13 protein-coding genes are annotated in these 18,532 nt (G+C 68.9%); 6 read left to right on the forward strand and 7 right to left on the reverse strand.

Annotated elements, in window-relative coordinates:
- Positions 1-188 precede the first annotated feature (188 nt).
- Positions 189-1,187: a Gfo/Idh/MocA family protein gene (locus NR798_RS43450; RefSeq protein WP_375768499.1), complete on the reverse strand. Its 999-nt coding sequence runs from the start codon at positions 1,185-1,187 to the stop codon at positions 189-191.
- A 3-nt stretch (positions 1,188-1,190) separates the two neighbouring features.
- A complete protein-coding gene (locus NR798_RS43455) occupies positions 1,191-1,988 on the reverse strand; it encodes a hypothetical protein (protein WP_375768500.1) in 798 nt (265 codons plus the stop codon).
- A gap of 217 nt (positions 1,989-2,205) precedes the next feature.
- Between NR798_RS43455 and NR798_RS43460 the strand changes: the two genes are divergently transcribed.
- The 3 genes from NR798_RS43460 to NR798_RS43470 all read left to right on the forward strand — a co-directional run bounded on the left by NR798_RS43460 (position 2,206) and on the right by NR798_RS43470 (position 5,856).
- A complete protein-coding gene (locus NR798_RS43460) occupies positions 2,206-4,191 on the forward strand; it encodes a M3 family metallopeptidase (protein ID WP_375773915.1) in 1,986 nt (661 codons plus the stop codon).
- A 180-nt stretch (positions 4,192-4,371) separates the two neighbouring features.
- Entirely contained in the window at positions 4,372-4,659 is a 288-nt protein-coding gene (locus NR798_RS43465) for a hypothetical protein (RefSeq protein WP_375768501.1), read from the forward strand.
- Positions 4,660-4,797: 138 nt separating this feature from the next.
- The gene (locus NR798_RS43470) at positions 4,798-5,856 is read left to right on the forward strand and encodes a hypothetical protein (protein WP_375768502.1); all 1,059 of its coding nucleotides are present in this window, start codon (positions 4,798-4,800) and stop codon (positions 5,854-5,856) included.
- A gap of 12 nt (positions 5,857-5,868) precedes the next feature.
- Here the strand turns inward: NR798_RS43470 and NR798_RS43475 are convergent, their stop codons facing one another.
- A complete protein-coding gene (locus NR798_RS43475; RefSeq protein ID WP_375768503.1) occupies positions 5,869-7,188 on the reverse strand; it encodes a hypothetical protein in 1,320 nt (439 codons plus the stop codon).
- A 181-nt stretch (positions 7,189-7,369) separates the two neighbouring features.
- Here NR798_RS43475 and NR798_RS43480 point away from each other — a divergent pair, with 181 nt between their 5' ends.
- The gene (locus tag NR798_RS43480) at positions 7,370-8,536 is read left to right on the forward strand and encodes a tetratricopeptide repeat protein (protein WP_375768504.1); all 1,167 of its coding nucleotides are present in this window, start codon (positions 7,370-7,372) and stop codon (positions 8,534-8,536) included.
- An 89-nt stretch (positions 8,537-8,625) separates the two neighbouring features.
- Here the strand turns inward: NR798_RS43480 and NR798_RS43485 are convergent, their stop codons facing one another.
- Positions 8,626-10,713 carry a Vps62-related protein gene (locus NR798_RS43485; RefSeq protein ID WP_375768505.1) on the reverse strand — a complete coding sequence of 696 codons (2,088 nt, stop codon included), beginning with the start codon at positions 10,711-10,713 and terminating at the stop codon, positions 8,626-8,628.
- A 299-nt stretch (positions 10,714-11,012) separates the two neighbouring features.
- Between NR798_RS43485 and NR798_RS43490 the strand changes: the two genes are divergently transcribed.
- Complete coding sequence (locus NR798_RS43490; protein WP_375768506.1) at positions 11,013-12,623, forward strand: sigma 54-interacting transcriptional regulator; 1,611 nt, start codon at positions 11,013-11,015, stop codon at positions 12,621-12,623.
- A 14-nt stretch (positions 12,624-12,637) separates the two neighbouring features.
- Positions 12,638-13,093, forward strand: coding sequence for a hypothetical protein (locus NR798_RS43495; protein WP_375768507.1), 456 nt, complete (start codon positions 12,638-12,640; stop codon positions 13,091-13,093).
- Positions 13,094-13,198: 105 nt separating this feature from the next.
- Here the strand turns inward: NR798_RS43495 and NR798_RS43500 are convergent, their stop codons facing one another.
- The 3 genes from NR798_RS43500 to NR798_RS43510 all read right to left on the reverse strand — a co-directional run bounded on the left by NR798_RS43500 (position 13,199) and on the right by NR798_RS43510 (position 18,319).
- Complete coding sequence (locus NR798_RS43500) at positions 13,199-13,960, reverse strand: zinc-dependent metalloprotease (RefSeq protein WP_375768508.1); 762 nt, start codon at positions 13,958-13,960, stop codon at positions 13,199-13,201.
- A gap of 395 nt (positions 13,961-14,355) precedes the next feature.
- Positions 14,356-16,020: a GON domain-containing protein gene (locus NR798_RS43505; protein WP_375768509.1), complete on the reverse strand. Its 1,665-nt coding sequence runs from the start codon at positions 16,018-16,020 to the stop codon at positions 14,356-14,358.
- A 925-nt stretch (positions 16,021-16,945) separates the two neighbouring features.
- Positions 16,946-18,319: a GON domain-containing protein gene (locus NR798_RS43510; RefSeq protein ID WP_375768510.1), complete on the reverse strand. Its 1,374-nt coding sequence runs from the start codon at positions 18,317-18,319 to the stop codon at positions 16,946-16,948.
- Between the last annotated feature and the right edge of the window lie 213 nt (positions 18,320-18,532).

The raw sequence follows: 18,532 nt of genomic DNA on the forward strand, positions 1-18,532 counted from the left end.
TCGAGGAGAACGCCGGGAAGTCACTGCCCGCCCGGAGTCCCCTCGTGTCGTACTTTGACGCCATTCGCGGCTCTCATCCACTCAACCGCCGAGAAAACCCGAGGGGTGGCGTCCTGCGGGCGGCGCGGCAACCCGAAGAGGAGGCGCGGGCCTCGCGCTGTCGGGCACCGGAAGAAAGGGGCTCGCGCTCAGTCCAGAAGGACGCGGCGGCCTTCGTCCTCGGAGGCCATGGCCGCCGAGAGGAGGCGCTGCACCACGGCCGCCTCCTCCACCGTGGCCAGCTCCGCGTCCACCTCGGGCGGCCGGCCGAGCATCCCGAGGAACCGGCGCGCCGTCTCCACGTGCGCCTGGGCCCACGGCTCGCGCTCGCCGGGCCGCGGCTCGAGTCCCGGCGCCAGGTCCCTCCACGCCCCGGCCTCGAAGCAGCGCACCGGCGAGACACACCACCCCTCGCGCGCGGGGATGAAGCCGCCGGAGAAGCCCGCCTCCCAGTCCTCTCCCAGGAGCGACCAGCCGCCGTGCAGCCCCGGCTCGGGACTGGCGGCGTGCGTGAGCACCACCACCGCCCCGCTGGAGAGCCCCACCTGCAGCGCCGCCGTGTGCACCGGCCGGCCCGCCAGCGACGCCTGTACCCACGTGGGCGAGGCCCCCGTCAGCCACAGCGCCGCGTCCAGCAGGTGCGAGACGCCCCCGAAGTCCGCCGAGCGCCCCACGCAGGCCCCGGGCTCCAGCGGCTCCGTGGGGACGAAGCTGTTGCGCACCGTGATGACCAGGTGGTGCACCCGGTGCTCCATCAGCCACGCCCGCAGCGCGCGCAGCGGCGGCAACATCCGGTAGGGGAAGTTCACCGCGAAGGGACGCTCCGCGCGCCGGGCCCGCGCGACCAGGGCCTTGGCGTCTTCATGGGTGAGCGTCAGGGGCTTCTCGCACAGCACCGCGCACCCCGCCTCCAGCGCCGCCTCCACGTGCGCCCGGTGCAGCGCGTCGGGGCTGGCCACCACCACCGCGTCCACCGCCGCGCACAGCTCCCGCACGTGCACCGTCGCCAGCGGGATGCCTTCCCTCGCCGCCACCTCGCGCGTGTGCGCCTCGTCCTGGCCGCACAGCGCCACCACCTCCGCCCCCGCCGCGCGGAAGGCTCCGGCGTGCATCAGCCCCCACTGCGTTCCGATGACGCCGATCCGCATGCCCTACCCGCCGCAGCCGATCCGCTGCGTCCCGATGATGATGTCGTCGTACCAGAGCTCGTCCTGCTCGCTGTGGTACGTCTCGAAACCGAACCACGCCCGGCCATACTGCGGCGACCAGGTGCTCAGGTTCTTGTCCCAGTTCGTCGTGTGCAGGCCCGCGACCTCGCTCCCGTCGAACCACACGCGCAGCTCGTGCTGGGCACCATTGAAGAACGCCTCCACGCAGTGCCACTTCCCCGCCTGCAGCTGCACGCCCTGCGAGGGCTGGCCCCACGGGCCCGACATCACCTCGTACTCCGTCCCCGGGTGGATGAGGTTCGCCTCCAGCACGTACTGGTGGAAGCCGATGCGCACCATGCGCTGGTTGTCCGCCGAGCCCCCTCCGAAGTACGTGCTGTGGCCCTCGCCCATCCCGTTCTTCGAGCGCATGAAGACCCGCGCGTAGAAGCTGTTGTGCTGCGGCGGGAAGGGCGCCGTGGTCGTGAAGAGCACCGAGCGGTAGCTGCCCGTTCCGTTGCCGTTCACGTACACCGACTTCGTGCCGGAGTGCGCCTGCGTGCCATCGACGGAGATGCTGCCCTTCTGGTCGAAGATCTGCACCGACCACTTCGCCGGGTCGGGCGCCCCGCCCACCGAGGCCCCCTCGAAGTCGTCACAGAGCAGCACCCCGTTCACACCACACGCGGTCACCCCCGGCCCCGTGCCGGGTGAGGAGGTGTCCGGCGCATTCGGGTCGCAACTCCAGGAGACTCCGAGGGCACAGAAGAGCCACAGCCACTGTCCACGTCGTTGATTCACGGTCACCAAGCCTTTGGGTCAGGGGAGCTTCCAGCGTAGCGCCTCGGGGGCGCGGGAGGGGATATGCGCACAGTGTGGCCTCCTTCCTCCTTCCGGCTGCGGCGTCCTCCTGCCGACGATAGATTGCGCCCCCCGTTTCCCCATCGAAGGAGTCGTCTTGAGAATCGCCGCTCTCACCCTCGCCGCCGCCCTGACGGCCGGTTGCACCCACTCCACCATGCCGAATCCCGAGCCCTCCTCCTCCCTTCAGGCCCAGGCCCGCAAGCCCCTCCCCGCCCCCGAGGGCTCCAAGCTCATGTCCGGCACCCTCGAGGCCTTCAACGCCGCCTGCGAGGCCGACCTCGAGCGCGCCCGCGCGCAGATTGCCTCCCTGAAGACGCTCCAGGCCTCCTCCGATGGCCGCGCCCTCCTCGAGGCCTATGACGAGGCCACCGCCGCCCTCAGCGCCTCCCTCAACCGCTCCAGCCTCACCCGCGAGGTCCACCCCCAGGCCGCCTTCCGCGACGCCGCCCGCGCCTGCGAGCAGAAGGCCGATGCCCTCAACGTGGAAATCTCCCAGGACCGCGGCGTCTATGACGCCCTGTCCGCCGTGGACCTCTCCAAGTCCGACGCCGCCACGCGCTACTGGATGGAGCGCACCCTGCTCGACTTCCGCCGCGCCGGCGTGGACCGCGACGACGCCACCCGCGCGAAGGTGAAGACCCTCAACGAGGAGATCCTCAAGCTCGGCCAGACCTTCAACCAGAACATCGCCGAGGACGTGCGCAAGGTGGAGCTGGACCCCAAGGCGCTCGCCGGCCTCCCCGAGGACTTCATCAAGGCCCACGCGCCGGGTGCCAACGGCAAGGTGATCATCACCTCCAACTACCCCGACTACTTCCCCTTCATGACGTACGCCCGCGATGGCAAGGCGCGCGAGCAGGTGTGGCGCGCCTACCACCAGCGCGCGCACCCGAAGAACCTGCCGGTGCTCGAGCAGCTCATCGCGAAGCGCCACGAGCTGGCCACGCTCCTGGGCTACCCCACCTGGGCCGCCTTCGTCACCGAGACCAAGATGACGCGCACCCAGCAGGTGGCCGCGGAGTTCATCGACAAGGTCGCCGCCACCGCCGAGCAGCGCGCGAAGCGGGAGTACGCGGACCTGCTCGCCCGCAAGCAGAAGGATGACCCCAAGGCCACCACCGTGGAGCCCTGGGACCAGGACTACTACGAGGACCGGCTCAAGGCGGAGAAGCTCGGCTTCGACTCGCAGGCGCTGCGCTCGTATTTCGAGTACGGGCGCGTGAAGCAGGGCGTGATGGACATCACCTCGCGCATGTGGGGCATCACCTACGTGCCGGTGAAGGACGCCGCCGTGTGGCACTCCGAGGTCGAGGCCTACGACGTCACGGAGAACGGCACGCTGCTGGGCCGCATCTTCCTGGACATGCACCCGCGGGAGGACAAGTACAAGCACGCGGCCCAGTTCGATCTCGTGGCGGGCCAGGCCGGCAAGCGCTACCCGGAGGGCACGCTGGTGTGCAACTTCCCGCGCCCCGGTGAGCTGATGACGCAGGACGAGGTGGAGACGTTCTTCCACGAGTTCGGCCACCTGCTGCACCACGTCTTCGCCGGCCGCCAGCAGTGGAAGGGCATTACGGGCATCTCCACCGAGTGGGACTTCGTGGAGACGCCGTCCATGCTCTTGCAGCAGTGGGCCTCCAACCCCACCATCCTCCAGGAGTTCGCCCGCCACCAGCAGACGGGCGAGGTGATTCCGGCCGCGCTGGTGGAGAAGCTCCGCGCCTCGAAGGAGTTCGGCAAGGGCCTGTGGACGCGCCGGCAGATGTTCCTGGCCGGGGTGTCGCTGGACTACTACTCGCGCGCGCCGGGCTTCGACACCACCGAGGCCCTCAAGACACAGCAGGAGAAGTACAGCCCGTTCCGCCACGAGTACCGAGACGGCACGCACTTCCAGCTCGCCTTCGGCCACCTCGAGGGGTACTCGGCCGCGTACTACACGTACGTCTGGTCGCTCGTCATCGCCAAGGACCTGGAGACCGAGTTCCAGAAGAATGGCTACCTGGATACGGCCACCACGATGAAGTACCGCAAGACGGTGCTCGAGCCCGGTGGCTCCAAGCCCGCCGCCGAGCTGGTGAAGGACTTCCTCGGCCGGCCCTACGGCTTCGAGGCCTACCGCGCCTATCTCGACGCGAAGTAGGTGGCTCCCCGGGCCCACGCCTCATCGCGGGCGTGGGCCCCCTTCACGGCACTCCTCTACATCCAGTTCGAGCCAGTTGAAGGAAGGGGTGTTCCTTGTCCACCGGTTCACCCTGGAACATCATCCTCGACCAGGCGCTCGCGTGGGCGGGCTCGAACGCGGAGGGGGAACATCTTGCCAGTGCACATCATCGTCTTTCTTCTCTTCATCGGTGCGGAGAAGCTCGTAAATCGAATCGCGAAGCGGCCCGTGATGAATGGAGCCGCATGGTATCTGCCCGTGGCCGCCATCATGTTTGGGGTTGAGCTAGTGCGCCTCAATTCGGCGATACCCGAGGGGCATGAGGGGCAGCAGGCGCAGATGCTGGGGCGCCTCGTTGGAACCTTCCTCATTCCGGTAGGAGTCGCCATCTACTACGCGCGGAAGTTCTCGAGTGAAAAGGAGGCCGCCGCCAGCGAGAACGCCTGAGCGTTCGCGCGTCCTCGCACCTGCTCTGCATCTCGTGGGCGTGCCCCTTCCATTGCCCGCGGTGACTCCACGGAACTAGGGTTCGCTCCATGTGGCCACGGCGCATGGAGCGTCCTGCCCGTCCCCAGGGAGAATGTGATGTCTGGTTTTCACGGAAGCGCGGCACGGCGCGGTATGGGGCTCTGTGTTGTCCTCGGGTTGCTGGGTGCATGTGCCACGGGGCGGCAGGGAGCCACCGCCTCCCAGGACACCCAGGCTCAGCCGGTGGAGCGCTTCACCGCGGAGTGCACGGGCGGCGATGCCGAGGCGTGCGACACCCTGGGCTTGCTCTACGTGCAAGGCGACGGAGTCCCCCAGGACGCGCGCCGCGCCGCCGCCCTCTTCGAGAAGGCCTGCGAGGGCGGGTCGGCCTCTGGCTGCTACAACCTCGGCGTGAACTACGATCAGGGTAATGGAGTGCCCCAGGACGCGCGCCGCGCCTCCGCGCTCTATGAGAAGGCCTGCGAGGGCGGAGCGGCCGCTGGCTGCTACAACCTCGGCGTGAGCTACGCGCAGGGCAGCGGAGTTCCCCAGGACGCGCACCGCGCCTCCGCGCTCTATGAGAAGGCCTGCGAGGGTGGGGCAGTTCTGGCTTGCCTCAACCTCGGCGTGCGCTACATGAAGGGCATCGGAGTCCCCCAGGACGCGCGCCGCGCCGCCACCCTGTTCGACAAGGCCTGCGAGGGCGGGAATGCCCAGGGTTGCCTCAACCTCGGCGTGAGCTACGATCAGGGCGATGGAGTCCCCCAGGACGCGCGCCACGCCTCCGCGCTCTATGAGAAGGCCTGCGAGGGCGGGGAGGCTCAGGGCTGCTTCAACCTCGGCGTGAGCTACGCGGAGGGCAGCGGAGTCCCCCAGGACGAGCGCCGCGCCGTCGCCCTTTATGAGAAGGCCTGCGAGGGCGGGGATGCCCAGGGCTGCTTCAACCTCGGTGTGCGCTACGTGAAGGGCCTTGGAGCGCCCCAGGACGCGCGCCGCGCCTCCGCGCTGTTCGACAAGGCCTGCGAGGGCGGGTACGCCCAGGGCTGCTTCGGCCTCGGCGTGAGCTACGAGCAGGGCTTCGGAGTCCCCCAGGACAAGGCCCGCGCCGCCGCGCTGTTCGAGAAGGCCTGCAAGGGCGGGATGGAACAGGCTTGCACCGCCCTCGACGCGGAGTAGACGCCCACCCGCTCAGTGGCACCCCGCGCCGGTACAGCTCATGTCGTTGAAGTCGTAGAGAGTGCTGTGGCCGGGATTGCCGCGTGGACGCTGCGTGCCCTTCGGCACGAAGAACACCGCCGAATGCGCGCCGTAGAGACCCGCCGGTAGCGTCATGGGCCGCAGCACGACGTATGCATCGGCCAACGTGCCCGACGAATTCGCGTGGAGGGCCGGCAATCGGCCCGCGTCCCAGGCCAATCCGCGCTTGCGCGCCACACGCGCCATGTCCTCTTCCCACTGCCTCCTGTCGCCGACATCCGCGCGCCGCAGCTGACCCTTGCGCACGGCCTCGTCGAGGCCCGCTTCGCCCGCCAGCGGCGCCGTCTTGTCGATGAACGACTCCACCGAGGCCTCGCCCCCTCCGACCCAGGCGGCGGGCGCGCCCTGCGATACGCCCAGGGTGACCGCGCCGCCTCGCGCTGGATAGACCATGTCGACATCGCGCCCGAAGAACCGCCGGGCCATGGGGTTCAGCTTCTCGAGGCGCTCCGGGTCCACGTAGAAGTAACCGCAGGGGCTCTTGTTGTCATACGTATGGATGGCCACCGGCGTGGTGGCATCCAGGCCCGTGACGATCTGCCGATGGTAGCCGCTGGCCAGCACGGCGAGGAGGGTCGTGCCCTCCGTGCGCCGGATGGACCAGATGGTCGGCTCGTATGCACCGAGCATCAGCACGACGGGCTTCCGGGGGTTGTCGACGCTCACCGTCATGGTCGTGGCGGCGTGCCCGCTCTGATCAATCTGCCCCGTGCTCGCCTTTCCGGCGTAGGCGCCTCCGGCCAGGACGGTGAAGTCGGTGGGCAGGGTCAGGCCCGGGAAACCGCAGACCTGCTCGACAGGCGGCACGACAGCGACAGGCGGCACGACAGCGACAGGCGGCACGACAGCGACAGGCGGCACGGCGGGCGGCGATGAAGCCGGTGCAGCCGACGAAGCCGACACCTGCCACGGCCCGAATACGAACGACACTTCGCCCCGCAGGGTGGGGCGCGGAGGTGCTCCCCGTTCATCGATGACCAACGTGTTGTCCGACATCCAGGCCATGCGCGGTGGCGAGCCAGCGGTCAACGTCACTTCCTCCAGCGGACGGGTCTCGCAGGCCGCCGGTTCACCCGCGCGAATCACCTTGAGCAAGGTGGAAGGCGCGCTCGCGCCCTTGCGGCAATCCAGCGCGACGGCTTGATACGCCCCGTTGGGTGACGGGATGAGTTGCAACACCTGTCCACCCTGGCGGTCACAGCCGAACAACGCGATCGATTCCAGCGCGCACAGCAGAAGAACCCGCTTCATGACCATCCTTGTCATCGGCATACACGCCCGTGGCGAGCATCCACTGGGCTCGCGCGCAGCGTCAAATCCTCCAGGTGCCCCTGCCCCCGCCGTTGCTCCCGGTGACCGGGCGGAACTAGGCTTCACGCCATGGGGCCACGGCGCATTGAGCGCCCTGACCCTACGCGGGGGAACGCCTGACATGTCTGGTTTCAACGGAAGCGCGGCACGGCGCGGTATGGGGCTCTGTGTTGTCCTCGGGTTGCTGGGTGCATGTGCCACGGGGCGGCAGGGGGCCACCGCCTCCCAGGCCACCACGCCTCAACAGGTGGAGCACTCCACCCAGGAGTGCACGGGCGACAATGCGGACAAGTGCGCGGATCTCGGCGCGGACTACGCCGAGGGCCGCGGAGTCCCCCAGGACGCGCACCGCGCCGTTGCCCTCTTCGACAAGGCCTGCGAGGGCGGCTCGGCCCGGGGTTGCTTCAACCTCGGCTTGAGCTACATGAACGGCCGTGGAGTCCCCCAGGACGCGCACCGCACCGCGGCCCTCTTCGACAAGGCCTGCGAGGGTGGGGAGCCCCAGGGTTGCACCAACCTCGGCGTGCTCTACCTCAAGGGCAACGGAGTCCCCCAGGACGCGCGCCGCGCCGCCACCCTTTATGAGAAGGGCTGCGAGGGCGGGGATACCACGGGTTGCCACAACCTCGGCGTGCGCTACCTGGAGGGCCGCGGAGTCCCCCAGGATGAGCGCCGTGCCGCCGCCTTGTTCGACAAGGCCTGCCAGGGCGGGCATGCCCAGGGTTGCTACAACCTCGGCATGCGCTACCTGGAGGGCACCGGAGTCCCCCAGGATGAGCGCCGTGCCGCTGCCCTTTATGAGAAGGCCTGCGAGGGCGGGGAGCTCCAGGGTTGCTACAACCTCGGCGTGAGCTACGCGAAGGGCGTGGGAGTCGCCCAGGACGCGCGCCGCGCCGCCACCTTGTTCGAGAAGGCCTGCGAAGGCGGGAAGACCGAGGGTTGCTACAACCTCGGCGTGAGCTACGCGAAGGGCCTGGGAGTCCCCAAGGACGCGAGCCGCGCCGCCACCCTTTATGAGAAGGCCTGCGAGGGCGGGGATGCCCAGGGTTGCTACAACCTCGGCATGCGCTACCTAGAGGGCACCGGAGTCCCCCAGGACGCGCGTCGTGCCGCCGCCTTGTTCGACAAGGCCTGCGAGGGAGGGGATGCCCAGGGTTGCTACAACCTCGGCATCAGCTACGTGAAGGGCAGCGGAGTCCCCCAGGACAAGCGCCGCGCCACCACCCTCTTCGAGAAGGCCTGCAAGGGCGGGGAAGCAGCGAGTTGCAGTGTCCTCAACCAGCTCTAGGCTGACTTCGCGCCGCGAACACAGAGGCCCCCGCGTGCCCGTCTTCCGCACGCAGGGGCCCCTGTCTCTCACGGGCGTCTCGCTTCCGTTCAGTCCAGCGTCAGGTTCGCGGGATTGGAGGCGGACTTGTCCATGATGCCGGTGGGCCCATCGTTGAGCACGCACTCACCGGCCACCTGCTCCGAGAAGTTGCAGCCCGACTTGGGGTTGCCCCAGCGGCTGGTGGAGTTGAGCCACGACAGGCTCCCGCCATACGCGCCCAGCGGCTGCCAGGCGAAGGCCACGGTGCTGTTCCACGTGTACCAGGGGATGCCGCGGCCCGTGTCGTCGGCGAGGAAGTCTCCGTTGCCGATCGTCTTGTAGATGTGCCGCGCGGCATCCGGGTAGATGCCGTGCGAGCCCAGGGCCGCGTACACCTCCGGGTGGAAGCCCGCCGTCACGGCCACGTTCTTGTCCCCGAAGTTGAACGTCTGCCCCCCCGAGTGCTGGCTCAGGAACATCTGCGACGGCCGGCCATCCACGAAGCGAACCGTGAAGTGCTCCCAGTCTCCCACGTGGTTGCCAAAGGTGGAGTAGCCGCCCACGCAGCCCCACGGCGAGTACCAGCCGATGCAGATGCGCTTGCCGTTGTTGTACGGGTAGAAGGTCCAGTAGACGATGTCCGTGATGTTCGTCGGCTGGCCATTCTGCGTGCGGTTGACGATCTCCGCGTAGATGGGCACCGAGCCCGGCCGCTGGCCATCGAGGAACTGGGGATCCGTGCAGGAGTCACAGCCCAGGCCCTGGTTCGTCACCATGTACCCACCGGACTCGTGCACGTTGGGCAGGAAGAACTCGACCGAGGACGGGAAGTAGTACTCCTCCCCATGCAGCCACACGAGCGGCGCGTACTGGGAAGCCGTCGCGGCGTCCACGGGCACGCCCTTCATCTCCGGGTTGGCGAGGGCGCTCTTGTTGAGCACCCAGTAGCGGTTGCCGCCGGTGTCCGAGTGGCTGGGCCGGGCGATGAAGGTGGAGAGCGCCAGGCCGCGATGGTCCCGGGGCTCCACCTGCCAGATGCCCACGTCGTAGTCCGCGCCCGAGCCCGCGTCGTTCCACACCCAGGCGGGGTTGGCCGGGAGCACGTACTCGCTGCGCACGCAGCGGATGAGGTCCGTCGAGGGCTTGCCGTAACCGAGCACCGTCACGGTGCCGAGGCAGGTGTAGCCCGCGGCGGGCAGCGGCTCCCAGATGGAGACGTCATGGGTGCCGCCCGAGCCCCAGTCGCTCCACACCCAGGCGTAGTCGACGGGCCGCGCCAGCACATCCCCCTCGCCGTAGGCCACGAAGCTCGTCCGGGGCGCCGAGCCATGGAAGGGCTGGGCCACGTCGCCCAGCGAGTAGTAACCGGGGTACGCGGCGAGGTTGGCGCGCCAGACGGCCACGTCGTTGTCGGCCCCCGTGTTGTGGTCGTCGTAGATCCAATTGAACGAGGTCGCCCCCTGGACGAAGAGCCGCTGCGGGTAGCGCATGGTGGCCTTGTCCGACTTCAGCGTGAACTCCCCGCTCTGCCCGCCGGAGTAGGTCGCCGCGACGAGCTTGTAGGTGCCCGGCGACAGGAAATAGGACAGGCGCGAGGTGAGGCTTCCACCGCTGTCATCGTCCTGGGCGAGGACGTTGCCATTCGCATCCAGCAGGTAGAGGTACGTGTCGAGCGGCGCGGTGAGATGGAACGTCACCGTGCTGGCCGGACCGGTGTAGTCCACGATGAGCTGCCGGTTGGCCGGGCTGGAAGGATTCATCCCGCCCGAGCCGCTCCACTGGCCATACACCGTGTTGCCCTGCGTCAGGGAGGGCGCCTGCACCACCACGCTCGAGGTCAAATCATTGAAGTCGTCTCCCACCCAGGACGCATCCGCGGTGAAGACCTTCGATCTGCCGTTGAAGCCGCCGTGCTCGTAGAGCGTGACGCTCCAGCCGCTCGGCACCTGGAGCGAGCTGACCGAGTCATTGCCCACGGCCAGTTGGCCCATGTCATAGCGGCCGGGCTGCAGTGACTGGACGCGGCCCCCATAGCCGCCGTGCTCGAAGAGGAGCACCGTGGTCGCGAGGGACTGGGCGCTCGAACCGGTCTCCTGCTCCAGGGGAAGTGCCTCCCCCGGGCCACATCCCACGCTCGTCATGAGCGCGGCACCCATGAGGAATCCCCACCCGGAAAGGCTCTTGGATTTCGTGGGTGGGGGAGCGGCGAGACCGAGGGGATGACTCTTCTTCATGGTGGGACCTTGTGGGTTGGGGAGCCTTGAACGACTCGGGCCCCCGTTGAGCACGCGTCGTGCCAGCACGACCCTGGGGCTCGTCCGAGGCGAGTCCCTCTCTGGGAAGGCCCGCGAGGGTGTGGAGCGGTTGTCGGCGACATGTCGCCGGCATTCGCGAATCGTCGCGGCCCCGTCCCGTGAAACGGGCCACGAGATGGAAGTGGTACAGTCCGCGCCCGATGTCTCGTTCCGAGCCCCGCGACTCCCAGTCCCCCCCACTGGTCGCCGATGTCTCCACCGCCGCCGGCCACGAGCAGCGCGCCGTGGCGTCCGCGGACCAGGCGGTGCCGATGCTGACCCTCCTCTCCCATCCCACGGCCACCCGGGCCGGAGAGCGGCTCCTGCTGGAGGGCGTCGCGGCGGGCCGGGAGGTGTCCCTGTCTCGCAATGGCCCGAACTTCACCCGGCCTGGAGAGACCTTCGGGCAGCCCCTGTCCGACCCTTTCGTGAGCCGCACGCCCCTCGTGTTCTCACCGGGCGAGGGGGGACGGCTGCGGCTGCGCGTGGGAGAGGGCGGCACCCGGGTGGTGGTGGACGGGCAGCCCCTGACGAGCCGTGAATTCACGCCGGAGGAGCTGGCGGCCGGCGTGCTGTTGGAGCTCTCGGGCCGGGTGGTGTTGCTGCTGCACCAGGCCTCGGGCGAGGGGCGAGCGCCCGGAGACTCGCTGGGCATGGTGGGCGAGAGCCCGGGCCTCCGGCGCGTGCGCGAGCACATCCAGCGCATCGCCGACCTCCACGTCCCGGTGCTGGTGCGCGGAGAGACCGGCACGGGCAAGGAGCTGGTGGCCCAGGCCATCCACCGGCACAGCCCGCGCAAGGAGCGCCCCTTCATCAGCGTGAACCTGGGCTCCATCCCCAAGGAGCTGGCGGCCGCCGAGCTGTTCGGCGCGCACCGGGGCGCCTTCACCGGCGCCACCCGGGACCGGGAGGGCTTCTTCCGGGCGGCCCAGGGCGGCACCCTGTTCCTCGACGAGGTGGGCGAGGCGCCTCCGGAGGTGCAGGTGATGCTGCTCCGGGTGCTGGAGACCGGCGAGCTGTACCCGGTGGGCGCGCATACCCCCATCAAGATCGATGTCCGGCTGATCGCCGCGACGGACGCCAACCTGGAGGAGCACATCCGGGAGGGCCGCTTCAAGGCGCCGCTGCTGCATCGCCTGTCGGGTTATGAGATCCGGCTGCCGCCCCTGCGCGAGCGCCGCGAGGACATCGGGATGCTGTTCCAGCACTTCGCCCGCGAGGAGCTGGAGGCCATTGGCGAGGCCCACCGCCTGACGCCCAGGGATCCCTATGCCGAGCCCTGGTTGCCGGCCTCGATCGCGGTGCGCCTGCTGCGCTACCCCTGGCCCGGCAACATCCGGCAGTTGCGCAACATCACCCGGCAGCTGGTGATTGGCAGCCGGGGGCAGCCCGTCCTCCAACTGGACTCGCGGCTCGCCGAGGAGCTGGACGGCGCGGGGCCCGCCCCCAAGCCCGCCTCGCCGCCCACGGCGGTGGCTCGCCGCAAGTCCACCGAGGTCACCGGCGACGAGCTCCTCTCGGCGCTCCGGCAGCACGCCTGGGATCTCAAGCTGGCGGCGGACTCGCTCGGGATTCCGCGCTCCTCCATCTACGATCTCATCGACAAGCACCCGACCATCCGCCGGGCGGGGACGCTGAGCGCGGAGGAGCTCACCTCCTGCCATCGGGAGTGCGCGGGAGATCTGGACGCGATGGTTCAGCGCCTGCAGGTCTCCAAGAAGGCGCTCACCCGGCGCCTCAAGGAATTGGGCCTCAGCACCAAGAGTGACTGAAAAGGAGCAACACCGTGTCGAAGCATCAACTGATCATCTCCAAGGACGTCAGCAGGGCCTACCCGGTCCGCTCCGAAGCGGGGCAGTTCAAGGTGACCCGCACGCTGGTGATCAACTGGAAGGGCGAGTGGGCGCCAAACGATCGCCCGGACCTGTACCTGGTGGTGGCTCCGGGGGATGAGCTGGAGCTCGTGCTCGCCGCCGAGCAGGACCAGGGCACCAGCCTCTGGCTCTTCAATCGGGTGAACCCCCTGCCCTCCCTGCTCTCGCCCGTGTCCGAAAGCCAGCCCAAGGACCAGTGGGAGCGCGTGGACCTCCAGAAGGAGGGCGTGATCCTCCGGGTGAACCAGGCGATTGCCCGTGACGCGGGAGAGTCGCGTTATGACCTGCGCATCAGTCCGCTGGGGCAGCGGCCCATGCCCATCGTCGGACAGGGGCAGGCCGGCACCATGACGGCTTCCAAGCCCTGAGCGCGCGGGGCTGAAACGCAAACACCCGCGGGCCGCACGAAGCGGGCCGCGGGTGTGAGGTGCGGAGCCCCAGGGTCATGGACCCGGGGGCTGTCGCGCCAGTGCTCAGTACAGGTAGGCCAGCGCGGTCTTGTCCGAGGCGGACCACTCGCCGGACTCGTTGGCGCGGAAGCAGGAGTTCATGATCGACCCGCCCACCTTGGCGTCGGACGGCGTGCCGGGGATGAGGATGGCGCCCACGTTGGAGGCGCCCTCGTTGGAGTAGGCGCCGCCGCAGCTGATGGAGCGATCGTAGTAGTCCGAGTGGCGGAAGCCGATGCAGTGGCCGAGCTCGTGGGTGATGACGTGCTCGCTCACGTCAATGCTGTAGCTCTGCAGGCCGGTGCCGATGTTGATGGTGCCGTAGGGCTTGCCGCCCGTGGGGAAGCCAGCCGAGCCGCCGGTGCTGTTCGCGGTCTTCGCGGAGATGGTCGCGCTGCAGTCGGCGGCCGAGCCGCGCACCATGGTGAACTGCAGGTTCTGGCTGTTGTAGTTCTCGATGGCCAGATCCAGGCCCGCGCTCAGCGTGCTGTAGCCGTTGAACTGGGAGGTGGGGACGATGCAGATCTTCGTCACGCCGGAGCCGACGAGGTTGGTCGTCCGGTACTGCTCCGCGCCCTTGGTGGGCTGGAGCATCTCGCGGGAGGCCTCGAGCGTCACGTGAGCGTCGTTGCCCACGAACACCTCACCCTCGACAATCTGGATGTCGTTGGCCGGGAAGCCCGCCTCGACCAGGTTGGAGACGATCTCCTGGTTCTCGGCCTGCGTGTCGACACCGCAGCCAACGAGAGCAACACCAGCCAGCAACGCCATGGAAAGCTTACGCATGGAGGCTTCCTTTTCGAGGGACTACAAGGGTTGGGACGCTGCCGCCTGGGGGTTTCAGCCGCGACTGCGCGCCCTTCCTCCTTGAGCAACCCCCGGGCCAACACCTGGACACACCAGAAAACAAGGACTTAAGAGCGATAGCCGGTGAACCCGGAGCACAGATATACCAGTTGTCCTGGAACTTCCTGTAAAGGCGCCTGACGTTTCCGGGTGAATCGCCCGTGGGCTCAACGGGTTGTGTGCATCCACCCCGACTGTCCGGGTTTCGGACGGGGTGCTCACGAATCGGACAGTGGGCCCACGCGGTCAGGGCCCTTCGACGTGGAGCCGGCGGAACGGAAACACCCGCGGGCCGCACGAGGCGAGCCGCGGGTGCGAGGTGCCGGACGGGGGGACTACTGGATGGTGAAGGCCACCGTGCCGCCGCAGCTGCCGCTGGAGTAGCAGCCGGCCTGGATGCGGTAGGTGCCGGTCTGGGAGGCCGTGTGGCCCACGAAGGAGAGGAGGCCGCAGGCGTCGTCATTCGCGCCCACCAGCGAGCCATCCGGGGCATACAGCCGCAGGTAGGTGTCCCCCGAGCCGGACGCGCCCGCCACCGAGCAGGTGCCGAAGGAGAGCGTCTGCCCGGCGGTGAGCCTCACGTCGTAGGGGGTGGTGTTCTGCGCCGCGCTGCTGGTGTTGGAGGCGCTGTAGTTGAAGCTGCCCGAGGTGGGCTGCGCGGGAGGAGACGCGGGAGGCGGCGCGTACTGGAGCTGGAGCAGGGCGCTGCGGCCGTTGAAGGGATGGTCGGCGCCCTGCACCGAATTCCAGCCGCAATCTCCCCGGTTCCACAGGTCCACCACCTGGTTGTCCGAGCTGTAGGTGGCCGCACCGGAGGGATAGGAGCCGACCACCACGAACTGGCCGGGCGCCGCCGCGAAGGGAGTGCCCCGCAGGTCGACGTTGCCCAGTCCGGGGTTGCCGAAGTCGCAGTTCATCGCCGCGGCATAGGACATCGAGGTGACGGCGTTCTGAACCGGATGCCAGAGAAACCCGGAGGAGGTGGAGAAGGTCTGGTCGCCGGTGGTCACGCGCAGGGTGGCGGGGTCGATGCGAACCTTGGTGAAGAGGGTCCGCACGTTGCTGCCCCCGCCGCTGTTGGCGCCCGCGGTGTACTGGGAGAAGTTGAGCGAGGGGCCCGTCGACGGCAGCGACAGGTACTCCGCGGGAGTCCCCGCCATGTTGTGGCACCAGGCCTCCCAGGGCTTGGCCACGTCGCCGTTGACGTACAGCACGTACGCGCCATCCGCCGCGGCGGGATGGGCGGTCTTGATGTCCTGGCAGCTCGCCGGGGTGCTCTGCCTGTACTGGAGCTGGAGCAGGGCGCTGCGGCCGTTGAAGGGATGGTCGGCGCCCTGCACCGAATTCCAGCCGCAATCTCCCCGGTTCCACAGGTCCACCACTTGGTTGTCCGCGCTGTAGGTGGCCGCACCGGAGGGATAGGAGCCGACCACCACGAACTGGCCGGGCGCCGCCGCGAAGGGAGTGCCCCGCAGGTCGACGTTGCCCAGTCCGGGGTTGCCGAAGTCGCAGTTCATCGCCGCGGCATAGGACATCGAGGTGACGGCGTTCTGAACCGGATGCCAGAGAAACCCGGAGGAGGTGGAGAAGGTCTGGTCGCCGGTGGTCACGCGCAGGGTGGCGGGGTCGATGCGAACCTTGGTGAAGAGCGTCCGCACGTTGCTGCCCCCGCCGCTGTTGGCGCCCGCGGTGTACTGGGAGAAGTTGAGCGAGGGGCCCGTCGACGGCAGCGACAGGTACTCCGCGGGAGTCCCCGCCATGCCCTTGCACCAGGCCGTCCAGGGCTTGGTCCTATCGCCGCTGAGGAACAACACGTACGCGCCATCCGCCGCGGAGGGATTGGCGTTCTTGATGTCCTGGCAGCTCGCCGGGCCGGTGGTGAGCGCGGCTCGCGTCTGGCCCAGCTCCGTGGGGGCCTGCGGGTCGAGCCCCTTGGCCTCGGGGCTGTTCGTCTCCTCCATCCCACAGGCGGGGAGGACGGCGAGGCTGGCTGCGAACATCAACTTCTTCCAACGGGGGAAAGACAGCATGGGGGTGCTCCGGGTTCGGGGAGTCTTCAGTGAACTCGGAGAACCCTTGAGCACGCGCCGTGCCAGCACGCCGCGGGGAGCGCTTCAGAGGAGAAGCCCCCACGGGAAGGGTCTGGGAAGGGGTGGAGCGGCTGTCGGCGACATGTCGCCGACAAATTCGAAATGTCGCGGCACCTGGAAAATGCGCTGGCACCCGCGGCCATTTCCCCTCGCCCTTCGGGAGAGGGACGGGGTGAGGGTATCGGGTGGCCCCGGGTTCAACCCCCTGTCCACACTGCGGGCCACGGGTTGCAGAACGGGCCCGGGCACCCTCACCCCGACCCTCTCCCGGTGGGAGAGGGGGCAGTAGTGGCTCAGGGCCCGCTGGACTGGAGGCGCTGGAGGGTGCTGCCCCACTCCCGTTGAAAGCCCGGGTTGGTGGAGAGCGCGCTGGAGAGATCCTCCCGGGCCCGTCCGCGCCACTCCTGCTTCTGTCCCGGGGTGGCGGAGGGGAGCGCCGCCTGGAGCGCGAACAGAGCTGAGGTTGATGTGCCCGTAGCCGCCCTTCGGCGAGATGGCCACGGACTGCTCGCAGGCCGCCCGGGCCTGGTCCAGCGCGGGGAACGGATCCCCACCGCGGTCCCAGCCCGCTTGCGCCTGCTGGACGAGCGTCAGGCACAGCCCATTGTGGAGCAGGGGAATGCCGGGGCCCAGCTCGAGCCCCTTGCGGAACATCTCCGCGGAGCGCTCCAGCGAGGGGCCGGGCTCACCTCCCGAGCCGCGCAGCCGCTGGGCCACGAGCGCGTGCGTCAGCCCCGCGTAGAAGTAGGCCACCACGTGACCGGGATTGAGGCTCCGGGCCTTGTCCAGGGCCGCCACCGGCCGGCTCGGTCCACGTGCTGCCCGCGGTGGGGCTTCACGACCCGGTCAGCTTGGTGAGGGAGCCGATGGCCCTGTACTGGAGCTGGAGCTGCGCGCCGCGCCCGTTGAAGGGATGGTCAGCGCCCTGCACCGACATCCAGCCGCACTCCCCATAGTTCCACAGGTCCACCACCTGGTTGTCCGAGCTGTAGGTGGCTCCGCCCGAGCCGTAGTAGCCGACCGCCACGAACTCGCCGGGCGCCGCCGCGAAGGGCGTGCCCCGCAGGTCGACGTTGCCCAGTCCAGGGCGGTTGAAGTCGCAGTTCATCGCCGCGGCATAGGACATGGAGGTGACGGCATCCCCGTGCCACAGCAGCCCGGAGGAGGTGGAGAAGGTCTGGTCTCCGGTGCTCACGCGCAGGGTGGTGGGGTCGACGCGCACCTTGGTGAAGAGCGTCCGCACATCAGTGCCCCCGCCGTTGTTGTAGCCCGCGGTGTACTGGGAGAAGTTGAGCGAGGGGCCCGTCGACGGCAGCGACAGGAACTCCGCGGGAGTGCTCGCCATGTTGCGGCACCAGGCCGTCCAAGGCTTGGAGGCGTCGCCGTTGACGTACAGCACGTACTCACCATCCGCCGCAGAGGGGTGGGTGGTCTTGATGTCCTGGCAGCTCGCCGGGGTGCTCTGCTTGTACTGGAGCTGGAGCTGCGCGCCACGGCCGTTGAAGGGATGGTCAGCGCCCTGCACCGACATCCAGCCGCACTCGCCATAGTTCCACAGGTCCACCACCTGGTTGTCCGAGCTGTAGGTGGCTCCGCCCGAACCGTAGTAGCCGACCACCACGAACTCGCCGGGCGCCGCCGCGAAGGGCGTGCCCCGCAGGTCGACGTTGCCCAGTCCAGGGCGGTTGAAGTCGCAGTTCATCGCCGCGGCATAGGACATGGAGGTGACGGCATCCCCGTGCCACAGCAGCCCGGAAGAGGTGGAGAAGGTCTGGTCTCCAGTGCTCACGCGCAGGGTGGCGGGGTCGACGCGCACCTTGGTGAAGAGCGTCCGCACATCGGTGCCCCCGCCGTTGTTGTAGCCCGCGGTGTACTGGGAGAAGTTGAGCGAGGGGCCCGTCGACGGCAGCGACAGGAACTCCGCCGGAGTGCCCGCCATGTTGCGGCACCAGGCCGTCCAGGGCTTGGACCTGTCGCCGCCGACGAACAGCACGTACGCGCCATCCGCCGCGGAGGGATTGGCGTTCTTGATGTCCTGGCAGCTCGCCGGGCCGGTGGTGAGCGCGGCCCGCGTCTGGCTCAGCTCCGTGGGGGCCTGCGGGTCGAGCCCCTTGGCCTCGGGGCTGTTCGAGGCCTCCATCCCGCATGCGGGGAGCACGGCGAGGCTGGCGGTGAACATCAACTTCTTCCAACGGGGGAAGGACTGCATGGGGGTGCTCCGGGTTCGGGGAGTCTTCAGTGAACTCGGAGAATCCTTGAGCACGCGCCGTGCCAGCACGCTGCGGGGCGCGCTTCAGAGGAGAAGCCCCCACGGGAAGGGTCTGGGAGAGGTGGAGCGGCTGTCGGCGACATGTCGCCGACAAACTCGAAACGTCGCGGCACCGGGAAAATGCGCTGACACCCGCGGCCATTTCCCCTCGCC

Source organism: Archangium gephyra (assembly GCF_042230915.1).
Taxonomy (GTDB): domain Bacteria; phylum Myxococcota; class Myxococcia; order Myxococcales; family Myxococcaceae; genus Archangium; species Archangium gephyra_B.

Bases quoted from the DNA above. Each gene is read 5' to 3' on its own strand.
- NR798_RS43450 (WP_375768499.1), bottom strand. From the start codon at position 1,187: ATGCGGATCGGCGTCATCGGAACGCAGTGGGGGCTGATGCACGCCGGA.
- NR798_RS43460 (WP_375773915.1), top strand. From the start codon at position 2,206: ATGCCGAATCCCGAGCCCTCCTCCTCCCTTCAGGCCCAGGCCCGCAAG.
- NR798_RS43470 (WP_375768502.1), top strand. From the start codon at position 4,798: ATGTCTGGTTTTCACGGAAGCGCGGCACGGCGCGGTATGGGGCTCTGT.
- NR798_RS43475 (WP_375768503.1), bottom strand. From the start codon at position 7,188: ATGAAGCGGGTTCTTCTGCTGTGCGCGCTGGAATCGATCGCGTTGTTC.
- NR798_RS43480 (WP_375768504.1), top strand. From the start codon at position 7,370: ATGTCTGGTTTCAACGGAAGCGCGGCACGGCGCGGTATGGGGCTCTGT.
- NR798_RS43485 (WP_375768505.1), bottom strand. From the start codon at position 10,713: ATGGGTGCCGCGCTCATGACGAGCGTGGGATGTGGCCCGGGGGAGGCA.
- NR798_RS43490 (WP_375768506.1), top strand. From the start codon at position 11,013: ATGTCTCGTTCCGAGCCCCGCGACTCCCAGTCCCCCCCACTGGTCGCC.
- NR798_RS43500 (WP_375768508.1), bottom strand. From the start codon at position 13,960: ATGCGTAAGCTTTCCATGGCGTTGCTGGCTGGTGTTGCTCTCGTTGGC.
- NR798_RS43505 (WP_375768509.1), bottom strand. From the start codon at position 16,020: ATGTTCGCAGCCAGCCTCGCCGTCCTCCCCGCCTGTGGGATGGAGGAG.
- NR798_RS43510 (WP_375768510.1), bottom strand. From the start codon at position 18,319: ATGCAGTCCTTCCCCCGTTGGAAGAAGTTGATGTTCACCGCCAGCCTC.